At 32.7% G+C, this 11,408-nt stretch carries 12 protein-coding genes; 9 read left to right on the forward strand and 3 right to left on the reverse strand.

Annotated elements, in window-relative coordinates:
• Positions 1-46 precede the first annotated feature (46 nt).
• Both QHG34_RS15520 and QHG34_RS15525 read right to left on the reverse strand, forming a co-directional pair.
• Positions 47-337, reverse strand: a complete 291-nt coding sequence (locus tag QHG34_RS15520) for a D-alanyl-D-alanine carboxypeptidase (protein WP_282631138.1) — start codon at positions 335-337, stop codon at positions 47-49.
• 38 nt (positions 338-375) lie between these two features.
• Positions 376-1,278, reverse strand: coding sequence for a mechanosensitive ion channel family protein (locus tag QHG34_RS15525; protein WP_282631139.1), 903 nt, complete (start codon positions 1,276-1,278; stop codon positions 376-378).
• 179 nt (positions 1,279-1,457) lie between these two features.
• Between QHG34_RS15525 and QHG34_RS15530 the strand changes: the two genes are divergently transcribed.
• The 3 genes from QHG34_RS15530 (at position 1,458) to QHG34_RS15540 (ending at position 5,104) form a co-directional block, all read left to right on the forward strand.
• Positions 1,458-2,762: an OmpA family protein gene (locus QHG34_RS15530; RefSeq protein ID WP_282631140.1), complete on the forward strand. Its 1,305-nt coding sequence runs from the start codon at positions 1,458-1,460 to the stop codon at positions 2,760-2,762.
• Positions 2,763-2,877: 115 nt separating this feature from the next.
• Positions 2,878-4,008 (forward strand): tRNA guanosine(34) transglycosylase Tgt, encoded by a 1,131-nt coding sequence (gene tgt, locus QHG34_RS15535; RefSeq protein ID WP_282631141.1) that lies wholly within the window; start codon positions 2,878-2,880, stop codon positions 4,006-4,008.
• 1 nt (position 4,009) lies between these two features.
• Positions 4,010-5,104: an LptF/LptG family permease gene (locus QHG34_RS15540; RefSeq protein WP_282631142.1), complete on the forward strand. Its 1,095-nt coding sequence runs from the start codon at positions 4,010-4,012 to the stop codon at positions 5,102-5,104.
• A gap of 62 nt (positions 5,105-5,166) precedes the next feature.
• Here QHG34_RS15540 and QHG34_RS15545 read toward each other — a convergent pair whose 3' ends face one another.
• Positions 5,167-5,808, reverse strand: a complete 642-nt coding sequence (locus QHG34_RS15545; RefSeq protein ID WP_282631143.1) for a hydrolase — start codon at positions 5,806-5,808, stop codon at positions 5,167-5,169.
• A gap of 292 nt (positions 5,809-6,100) precedes the next feature.
• On the opposite strand from QHG34_RS15545, the gene thrS reads away from it, so the two are divergent.
• The 6 genes from thrS (at position 6,101) to QHG34_RS15575 (ending at position 10,858) form a co-directional block, all read left to right on the forward strand.
• Entirely contained in the window at positions 6,101-8,023 is a 1,923-nt protein-coding gene (gene thrS / locus QHG34_RS15550; RefSeq protein ID WP_282631144.1) for a threonine--tRNA ligase, read from the forward strand.
• 59 nt (positions 8,024-8,082) lie between these two features.
• Entirely contained in the window at positions 8,083-8,592 is a 510-nt protein-coding gene (gene infC, locus QHG34_RS15555; RefSeq protein ID WP_282631149.1) for a translation initiation factor IF-3, read from the forward strand.
• Between the two features lie 56 nt (positions 8,593-8,648).
• The gene (gene rpmI / locus QHG34_RS15560; protein ID WP_282631145.1) at positions 8,649-8,846 is read left to right on the forward strand and encodes a 50S ribosomal protein L35; all 198 of its coding nucleotides are present in this window, start codon (positions 8,649-8,651) and stop codon (positions 8,844-8,846) included.
• Between the two features lie 102 nt (positions 8,847-8,948).
• Positions 8,949-9,293, forward strand: a complete 345-nt coding sequence (gene rplT / locus QHG34_RS15565; RefSeq protein ID WP_282631146.1) for a 50S ribosomal protein L20 — start codon at positions 8,949-8,951, stop codon at positions 9,291-9,293.
• 133 nt (positions 9,294-9,426) lie between these two features.
• Positions 9,427-10,092 (forward strand): phosphatase PAP2 family protein, encoded by a 666-nt coding sequence (locus QHG34_RS15570; protein ID WP_282631147.1) that lies wholly within the window; start codon positions 9,427-9,429, stop codon positions 10,090-10,092.
• Positions 10,076-10,858, forward strand: a complete 783-nt coding sequence (locus tag QHG34_RS15575) for a nitrilase-related carbon-nitrogen hydrolase (RefSeq protein ID WP_282631148.1) — start codon at positions 10,076-10,078, stop codon at positions 10,856-10,858. The genes QHG34_RS15570 and QHG34_RS15575 overlap by 17 nt, the downstream gene beginning before the upstream one ends.
• The last annotated feature ends 550 nt before the right edge of the window (positions 10,859-11,408 follow it).

Below are 11,408 nucleotides of genomic sequence, written 5' to 3' on the forward strand. Positions count from 1 at the left end.
AAATTGCTCTGTTTCATAATTATCCCTAAGTTAATAAACTATATTTTTAAACGGTCCGGTTTTTAGGGAAGATTACATCACCAGTTCCTTCGATATGTAATTCGTCGCCAATCAGCTGATATTTGAAAGCTGGAATAGAATCTCCCAACATTTTCATAGCCGTATAAAGCGTAAAAATTTTGGTATTAGATGCTGGTGTAAAAAATTTGTTCCCGTTATAATTGTAGATTTCTTCTTTCAGAATTGGATCGTACAAATAAAACCCTGTAAACTGTGTCGAATAAAAATCTGAGTTGAGGTGTTGCTCAATCAGGTCCTTCTGTGCAAATAATTGCACAGAAGAAAAGATTGAACATATTAATATAAAAAACTTCATTAGTCTTTATTATCAAAAGGAATATTAGGCGAATTAGTTTCGTTTTTAATAATCATTTCTGTGTGCGGATAAGGCATCGAAATATTATTCTCGTCTAACGCATATTTTACAGCGCGATACAATTGCCAATACGCTGTCCAATAATCGCTATTTTTTACATAACAACGTACAGCTAAATTAACACTACTCGCAGCAAATTCTAAAATCTCAACTGTTTTTGGTTGTGTATCGTCTACCAAATCATTTTTCTCTAAAACATCTAACAAAACTTTGTGCGCTTTGTCAAAATCATCGTCATAAGAAATTCCGACATTTACATCTAAGCGACGATATTCTTTTACCGAATAATTGGTAATTGGATTGTTAAATAAATTTCCGTTTGGTAAAGTTACAATCTGTCCTTTTGCAGTTGCTATAACCGTATTTAAAATATTAATTGATTCTACAGTTCCTTCATTTCCTTGCGAAACAATGTAATCACCAACTTTGAATGGTTTGAACAAAATAATTAAAATTCCGGCAGCAAAATTAGATAAAGATCCTTGTAAAGCTAAACCAACCGCTAAACCAACACCACCTAAAGCAGCAACAAATCCTGATGCATTAAATCCTAATCGTCCAACCACAAATGTGATAACGATTACTTTGAATAAAATATTGATAATCGGAATTAAGAAAGTACGAATCGATAAATCTACATTTCTTGCAACCATTCTTTTTTCGATTAGTTTAACCAACTTGCCAGTCACCCAAAAACCTATCACCAATGTTAGGACTGCAGATACCAAGCTCCAACCTACTTCTGATCCTTTTGTTAGAATCCATTGCGTGAAATTTTCTAAATCTTTAAACGGCGAAACGATAACATCCTGAAGACTATCTACTTTGTCTTGTTCTTGCATTTTATTTATTATTTATTTTTTTCAATCGTTAAAAATAGTGCCAATGTAACTTCTTTACAAAAAAATGAGGTTTTTAAAGTTTTTTTTAACTAATTTTAATAGAACTATAATATTGGTACAATATTAGGTAAGAATAAATTACAATCAATAAACTATATAATTATTTAAAATTAAAAACTATGAACATTATTGACTTAGCAAAGGAGTATATCACTCCAAATTTACTTTCAAGTGTTTCATCTCAATTAGGAGAGAATGAATCTGGAGTATCAAAAGCAATTAATTCTTACATTCCAATTTTATTAGGAAGTGTTTTAGAGAAGAAAAATTCTACAACAGGATTATTTCATACAATCAAAACTTTTGGTGCATCTCGTGGTTTAGGAAATATCTCGACAGAACAAGAAACTCCGGATACAATCAAAGAATTAATCACAGTTCTTTTAGGCTCTAATGCTCAACCAATTATTTCTAAAATTGCCGAATATGCAGGAATTTCTACTGCATCATCATCAAAATTATTAGACTTAACAGCTTTAACAACATTTGGTACAATTGGGAAAGAAGCAGAATTTCAGAACGTACAAGAAAATGATTTTTACGGATTTTTATCAAGTGCTAAAGACAAAATCCTTGGTCTTATTCCAGCTGGTTTAGGCTTAGGAGCTTTAGGTTTAGGAACATTATTTAATGACGCTCCAAAAATCACAGAAACAATTGATCTTGCAAAAGATAAAATAACAGAAACGATTACAGAAACAAGAAAAGTTGTAGATGTAGAGCCAGAAGAAAAACCATATGTTGCCCCAGTAGACGCATACGCAGAAACACATAATGATAACAATGGTGGTGGCGGTTTCTGGAAATGGTTAATTCCATTATTAATTGTTGGACTTGGAGCTTTCTTTTTACTTAAATATTGCAAAGACAAAGAAAATAAAACGGTTGTAACAGAAGAAACAGAAATTATTGTTGATTCTTTAAACACAGATTCTTTGAATGCTACACCGAAAGAATTATCAACAATTGATTTAGATGGAGTTGCCTTAAAAGGTTATGCAAACGGATTAGAAGATCAAATTATCAAATTTGTAAAAGCACCAGAATTTGCAAACTTAACAGAAGATCAATTAAAAGAAAAATGGTTCAACTTTGATAATGTAAACTTTGTTTTTGGTAAAACGGATCAATTAGAGCCAGGATCTGAAGTACAATTAGATAATGTTGCTGCAATTTTGAAAAAATATCCAACAGCAAAAATAAAACTTGGAGCTTACTCGGATAAAAAAGGTGACGACGCAAACAACAAAGTAATCTCTCAGAAAAGAGCTGATTACTTAAAAGCTGAATTAGCGAAACGTGGTGTTGGTGCACAAGTAGTAAGTGCAGAAGGTTACGGAGAAGAATTCGCAACAGTTGCAGAAACTGCAACTGACGAAGAAAGAGCAACTGACCGTAGAATGTCTTTACGTTTTACGAAATAATAATTCTTTATTTGTGGTTTTTGAATAAGGGTAAAGGCAACTTTATCCTTATTTTTTTGTTATTTTTTCTCAAACCAACTCGCAACAAGCTAAACAATTAATATCTTTGCACACTATGAAATTTTCAATCGATAAAAAAGACGAATTTTCTAAGGCAAGAGCTGGTGTTGTAGAAACCGATCACGGTAAAATCCAAACACCTATTTTTATGCCAGTTGGTACAGTTGGTACAGTAAAATCTGTTCATCAACGCGAATTAGAAGAAGACATTAAAGCCCAAATCATTCTTGGAAATACTTATCACTTGTATTTGCGTCCAGGAACAGACATTTTGCACAAAGCAGGTGGTTTACATAAATTTATGAATTGGCAAAAACCAATCCTTACCGATTCGGGAGGATTTCAGGTTTACTCGTTGTCAACAAGTCGTAAAAAATCAGAAGAAGGTGTGCGTTTCAAATCGCATATCGATGGTTCTTATCACATGTTTACACCAGAAAAGTCAATGGAAATTCAGCGCTATATTGGTGGTGATATTTTTATGGCTTTTGACGAATTAACAGGTATTCCAGCAAAATATCATGATGCAAAACGTGCTATGCATGTTACGCACCGTTGGTTGGAGCGTTGTAGAACTTGGTTAAACAATAATCCTGAATATTACGATCACAAACAAACGCTTTTCCCAATTGTACAAGGAAATGATTTCAAAGATTTGCGTCAAGAATCAGCAAAATATATTGCAGATTTTGGTGCAGAAGGAAATGCAATTGGTGGATTATCTGTTGGTGAGCCAGAACCTGTGATGTACGAAATGACGGACATCGTAACAGAAATTCTTCCTCAAGATAAACCTCGTTATTTAATGGGAGTTGGTACACCTTGGAATATCATCGAATGTATTGCGCTTGGAGTTGATATGTTTGACTGTGTAATGCCTACACGTAATGCTCGTAATGCGATGTTATTCACTTGGAATGGTGTAATGAATATGAAAAATGCTAAATGGAAAGATTGTTTTGAACCATTAGACGAAAGCGGAACATCTTACGTTGATAGTTATTATACAAAAGCTTATGTACGTCATTTGTTTAATGCGAACGAAGCTTTAGGTAAACAAATTGCCTCTATTCATAACTTAGCATTCTATTTAGATTTGGTAAAAGTTGCAAGAGAACATATCTTAGCAGGAGATTTCGCTCAATGGAAAGAACAAATTGTTCCACAATTAAAACAACGTCTGTAGTTTGAAAATTATTGATAAATACATCATCCGAAATTTTGTCGGAACTTTTATCTTTATGGTTCTTATTTTATCTACGATCGCCGTAATTGTCGATCTTAGTCAAAGATTAGGACGTATTAGTGATAGTGGTTCCACAGCAAGTGCTGCACTTATTAATTACTATCCATATTGGACAATTTGGATCGTCAACACCTTTTTACCAATTGCTGTTTTCATCACCGTGATTTATTTTACATCACGATTAACGATGCAAACCGAAATTGTAGGTGTACTTTCGGGTGGAATTAGTTTTTATCGATTCACACTACCATACATTTGGGTTTCATTATTTTTAGCCGTTTCTGCCCTACTTGTCGGAAATATTGTGTTGCCTTGGGCAAACATCAAGAAAAATAAATACCAATACACCCATCTGTTAAGCAATAACGATAAGGAAGAATATTATAAACGACAGCGTATTGGTTCGCAAATTTCGCCTAACGAATATGTTTTTGTGGATAGTTATGACAGAACGGCAAAACTTGGAAGTTCTTTTACTTATCAAAAATTTGATTCTACTCAATTAAAAAAACAAGTTATTGCCTCAAGTTTTAATTGGAATGATAAAGATTCTACCTATGATTTATCAACTGTTTACACAAGAGAAATTAATAAAGATCAAACTGAGAAGTTAGACTATAAAGGAGATTTCAAGATGAAGCTTCCTGCTACTCCAGACGAAATTTTACCAGAAGAATATGTTGCAGAAACGATGAATACTTTTGAATTGAACGAATTTATTCATAAACAAAAAGCAAAAGGTTCTGCCAATGTAAATACGTATGAAAATGAATTAAATTCGCGCTTAAGCGGTCCTTTTTCTACAATCATTTTGACGCTTTTAGCTTTATCTCTTTCGTCAAAAAAACGTCGTGGAGGAATCGGAATTAACCTTGCAGTAGGTATTTCGCTCGCATTTGTGTATATTTTCTTTTCGCAAATTACGTCTACTTTTTCCGAAAAAGGATTTGTTTCACCACTTGTCGCTGCTTGGATTCCGAACATTGTTTTCGGTTTACTAACTGCATTTTTATATATCAGAAGAGCAAGATCATAAAATAAAAAAGGCTAATGAAATCATTAGCCTTTTTCTATACTCAATTTACAACTTTAGAAAGATTATTCAGTTTTATCATAACTAAACTGAATACCTGCTGTTCCTCCTGTATTGATGAATAATTCCATAAATCCTTGTTGAGTTTCAGCTCTATTCCAATCTCTTTGTAATTCACAAAATAATTGTGCAACACTAATCGAAATAGCACCTGCTTGCTCCATTCTTCTAATCGCAGCATCGTGCGCTTCTTTAGACGTCCCTCCTACAGCATCTACTACAATGTAAACTTCGTATCCTTCTTTCAAAGCGTCTAACACAGGGAAAGTTAAACAAGCTTCTGTCCAAAGCGCTGTCATAATTAATTTTTTACGACCAGTTTCTTTTACTGCTTCTACAAACTCTTTATCTTCCCAAGAATTAATCGTTGTTCTATCGTAAGATTTAACACCTTGCAAATGTTTCTTTAACTGAGGAACAGTTTCTTTGTTAAACCCTGTTTCAACATTAACTGTTGATAAAACGATAGGTAATTCGTATAATTTTGCAGCTTGCGCTACTCCAGCAATATTATTCAATAATAATTGTCTGTCCATTGATGCAATCGAATTAACCTGAACTGGTTGATAATCGATAACAATTAACGCAGAATTTTCTGGTGTTAGTAAATGATCGTTTTTTTGATCTCTAATTGGTAAACTTGCCATAACTTAAATTTAAAAAATTAATACTTATTTTAATTTGTGTAAAATTAGTTCTGCAGATTCCAAAAAAAATTGATCTGTGATAATTTCGTTATCTCTTTAAAATACATAACACATTATTAACAAACACCTTATAATAAGTAATTCTTATACTATCATTACAATAAATTATTAATACATATTATTCTTAACTTAATTTATTCGCTCATTTTAGATCAAAATCAACCCTTTAAAAATTTCGTCAACTTGCAGAAAATTCGTAATTTTGCATCCTAGTACAAATTCTAAAAGTAAGATGATAAACATTTCTCTTCCAGACGGAAGTGTAAGACAGTATGAGAGTGGCGTAACTCCTATGGACGTAGCGCTAAGCATTAGTGAAGGTTTAGCACGTAATGTAATTTCGGCTACAGTAAACGATCAACAAGTTGAAACAACAACCCCAATCACCACAGATGCAACGATCAAATTGTTAACCTGGAATGATGAAATGGGTAAAAAAGCTTTTTGGCATTCATCTGCTCACTTATTAGCACAAGCTATTTTAGAGTTTTATCCAAATGCGAAATTAACAATTGGACCTGCGATTGACAAAGGTTTCTATTATGATGTTGATTTTGGTGAAGATAAATTTACAGAAGCTGATTTTGCGAAAGTAGAAAAAGCAATGTTAGAAAATGCAAAGAAAAAAGCTGAATTCAAATTATATTCAGTTTCGAAAGCGGAAGCATTAGAAACGTATAAAGACAATGAATACAAAACAGAATTAATCTCTAACTTAAATGATGGAGATATTACATTCTGTACACACGATAATTTTACAGATTTATGTCGTGGTGGACACATTCCAAACACTGGAATTGTGAAAGCTGCAAAAATCTTGAATGTTGCTGGAGCTTATTGGCGTGGAGACGAGAAAAACAAAATGTTGACTCGTGTTTACGGTATTACATTCCCAAAACAAAAAGATTTAACAGAGTATCTTGAGTTATTAGAAGAAGCAAAAAAACGTGATCACCGTAAATTAGGTAAAGAATTAGGTTTATTTGCTTTCTCTGAAAAAGTTGGTGCAGGTTTACCACTTTGGTTACCAAAAGGAGCTGCTTTGAGAAGAAAATTAGAAAACTTCTTATTGAAAGAGCAACAAAAAATGGGTTACGAAATGGTCATTTCTCCACACATTGGTCAAAAAGAATTGTATGTAACTTCTGGTCACTACGCAAAATATGGTGCAGATAGTTTTCAGCCAATTAAAACGCCAAACGAAGGAGAAGAATTCTTGTTAAAACCAATGAACTGTCCGCACCACTGTGAGATTTATAAAACATCTCAATGGTCGTACCGCGATTTACCAAAACGTTATGCAGAGTTTGGTACAGTTTACCGTTACGAACAATCAGGAGAATTACACGGTTTAACTCGTGTTCGTGGATTTACTCAAGATGATGCTCACCTTTTCTGTACACCAGATCAATTATTAGAAGAATTCAAAAAAGTAATTGATTTAGTTTTATATGTATTTACAAATCTTGGATTTGATAATTATTCGGCTCAAATCTCATTAAGAGATCCAGATAATAAAGAAAAATACATCGGATCTGATGAAAACTGGGAAAAAGCTGAACAAGCAATTATCACAGCATCAGCAGAAAAAGGTTTACCAACAGTTGTAGAATATGGCGAAGCTGCATTCTATGGGCCTAAGTTAGACTTTATGGTGAAAGATGCATTAGGACGTCAATGGCAATTAGGAACAATCCAAGTGGATTATAACTTACCAGAGCGTTTTGATTTAACTTACATCGGAGCAGATAACGAAAAACACAGACCAGTGATGATTCACCGTGCGCCATTCGGCTCTATGGAACGTTTCATTGCCATTTTGTTAGAAAACACAGCAGGTAATTTACCACTTTGGTTAGCACCAGATTTATTCACAATTTTACCAATTAGTGAAAAATATGTGGAATATGGAGAAAAAGTATTAAATTTGCTGGCTGAAGAAGAAATTAACGGATTGATTGACAGTAGAAATGAGAAAACTGGTAAAAAAATTCGTGATGCTGAAATGAATAAAATTCCTTTCATGTTAGTCATCGGTGAAAAAGAAGCAGAAAACGGAACAGTTTCTGTTCGTAGACACGGCGAAGGTGACTTAGGAGAGATGACTATTGAAGAGTTTATTTCTTTTATGAAAGATCAAATAAAATTAAAATAATTTAAAACAGTAATACTATCGCAATAAGAAGAAAAGGCGGCAGAGGACCAGCCAGAGTAATTAAGGAAGATCAACACAAGATCAATGATAAGATTGACGCGAAAGAAGTACGCGTTGTTGGAGAAGGTATAGAACCTGGAGTTTACCCAATTTCTAAAGCTTTAGAGTTAGCTCAAGAGCAAAACTTAGACTTGGTAATGATCAGTGAAAAAGCCGTTCCACCTGTTTGTCGTGTCGTAGAGTACAAAAAGTTCTTATACGAACAAAAGAAAAAAGAGAAAGAACTTAAAGCTAAACAACAAAAAGTTGTGGTAAAAGAAATTCGTTTCGGTCCTCAAACTGATGATCATGATTACGAATTCAAGAAACGCCATGCAAGATCTTTCTTAGAAGAAGGTTCAAAATTGAAAGCATATGTTTTCTTCAAAGGACGTTCAATTATCTTTAAGGATCAAGGAGAAATCTTATTGTTACGTTTAGCTCAAGAATTGGAAGATGTTGGAAAAGTAGAACAATTACCAAAACTTGAAGGAAAAAGAATGATTATGATGATGGGACCTAAAAAATAGGTCTTTGTCATCTTACAAAAAATAAAAAACGTTTTAATTTTAAATAATTTGTAATCATGCCAAAATTAAAAACAAAATCTGGAGCGAAAAAACGTTTCAAATTAACAGGAACAGGTAAAATTAAAAGAAAACACGCTTTTAAAAGCCACATCCTAACAAAAAAAGAGACTAAACAAAAGAGAAATTTAACTCAAACTGGTTTAGTTGACAAAGCTGACGTAAATTCAGTAAAACAACAATTAAGATTAAAATAAGAACGTGTTCTTATTTGGTTTATTAATTCATTATTAACCCTGTAAATAGGCAAAATTAAGTAGCAAATTAATTGCTCGCCTAGTACAAAAAAATTAAAAATTATGCCAAGATCAGTAAACGCAGTTGCGTCAAGAGCTAGAAGAAAAAAAGTTTTAAAACTTGCTAAAGGATATTACGGAAGAAGAAAAAATGTTTGGACTGTTGCTAAAAATGCAGTAGAAAAAGGTTTAGTTTACGCTTACCGTGATAGACGTCAAAAGAAAAGAAATTTCCGTGCGTTATGGATTCAAAGAATTAACGCGGGTGCAAGATTACACGGATTATCTTATTCACAATTCATTGGAGCTACTAAAAAAGCTGGTGTAGAATTAAACCGTAAAGTCTTAGCTGACTTAGCGATGAATCACCCAGAAGCTTTCAAAGCAATCGTAGAAAAAGTAAAATAATTTTATAATACATAATTAAAACGTTTTGAACTTGGCTATTTTAGCCAAGTTTTTTTTTGCGTAAATTTGAGGTATGTCATTCTAAACTTTGTCAAAGAATTTCATCATAAACATTATTAAAAACCTAACCTAAATGCATCAACAAAAAGATTTATTTGTCCGTATTTGGCCTTTTTTTATCATTTATTTTATCTACAATTTTGCAGCAATCGCCATGACGCAATATTTTGGTCGTGACGAATTACATCTTTTTTTTAACAAATACCACGATCGTTTCTTTGATAAATTCTTTGTCATTTATACAGACTTCGGAACATATTATTTGTTTTTTATCTTACTAGGTTATTTATTTTGGAAAGAAACAAAACGTCGTTTTCTCTATTTATTAATTTCTGGAGCAATTGCAACTACAATTAGTGTGTTTTTTAAGAATACCTATTTTCATCAAGTCTTACGTCCGGGTTATTATTTTACTCAAAAAAAAATAGATATCGTGTTAGTTAAAGATTATGCAGTCCAAATAGAATCAACTTTTCCTTCAGGACATTCGCTAACTGCTACAATAATATCGATGATGTTATGCTTATTAACAACTAACAGATGGCTACAAGTCTTTTTTGGATTGTTATTCCCTAGTATCGCCATTAGCCGAATATACTTATCGCGACATTTCGCTATCGATACTGTCGGAGGATCAATGATTGGATTTTTTATTTTTATCTTTACGTATTACGTTATCAATTCTTACAAAACTTCAAAATTGGATCAAAAATTTATCAACAATGGAACATCAAAATAAACTAAAGATATCATTAATACAATACGATGTAATCTGGGAAGATGCAAAAGCAAATCACGCTTATTTAGATGAATTGTTAGCCAATCATCAAACCGATATTATATTGCTACCAGAAATGTTTGCTTCAGGTTTTTCGATGAATGTAGAAAAAATTGGTCAAAAACCTTATGGAGAAACATTCGAATGGATGCAACATAAAGCCAAAGAGCTTAATTTTGCGATTGCTGGAAGTATTTCTACCCATGAAAACGATAAATACTTTAACCGATTTTATTTCGTCTGTCCTAGCGGCTCTATTTACATTTACGATAAAAAACATTTGTTTAGTTACGGAAAAGAAGCTGGCGTATATTCTGCAGGAGATAAAGTTGTGATGATAGATTATAAAGGATGGCAAATTCGTCCTATTGTTTGCTATGATCTACGATTTCCTGTTTGGATTCGCAATACAGAAGAACATCCATACGACCTGATACTTTGTAATGCAAGTTGGCCAAAAGCTCGTAGAGAGGCTTGGATTTCACTTCTAAAAGCTCGAGCAATTGAAAATATGGCTTTTGTTGCTGGTGTAAATAGAATTGGTGTAGATGGCTATAATCTCGAATATCAAGGCGATTCTCATCTATTTAATACATTGGGACAAGACTCAGAAAAAATAAATAATCATCCCGAAATCTTACAATTCGAAATTGATAAAGAAGAACAAGATAAAACTCGTCAACATTTTAATTTCTTGAATGATCGCGATTCATTTTATTTTGGATAGAAGATCTTAAAGTTATGAAGAAAAATATGTGGCAATTATTCACTTTTATAACAAGCCCAATTATCCTATTATTCATCTACATCTTATTATCTCCAATACTAGGCGTAAAAACAGGAAACCAATTGTATATGAAAATGAATTTCATGGTATTTTAGACAATGTATATAGAGACCACAAGAATCATAATACACTAACAGTTTGCTCTAATAAAAACTGCTATACCATTCCTGCCGTATGGGAATCCTATTTCGAAATAGGTGACTCAATTTCTAAAAATAAAAACTCATTTATATTAGAAGTTTATAATACACATAAAAATCTTCAAATGTTAAACTACGAAGATTTAAGACATTAATAATAAATCGTTGGCGTTCCCTTGGGCCGGGCTATTCGCTGCAATTTTTTTGTTATGATTTCGACTTCGCTCAATCAACAAAAAAGTATTTCCGCTACTATCCCTAACGCGTTTAAAATGATAAGTGATAAGTGATAAGTGATAAGTGATAAGTGATAAGTGATAAGCAAAACTAAAAACTGTCATTCAGAACAT

Source organism: Empedobacter sedimenti (genome assembly GCF_030005555.1).
Taxonomy (GTDB): domain Bacteria; phylum Bacteroidota; class Bacteroidia; order Flavobacteriales; family Weeksellaceae; genus Empedobacter; species Empedobacter sedimenti.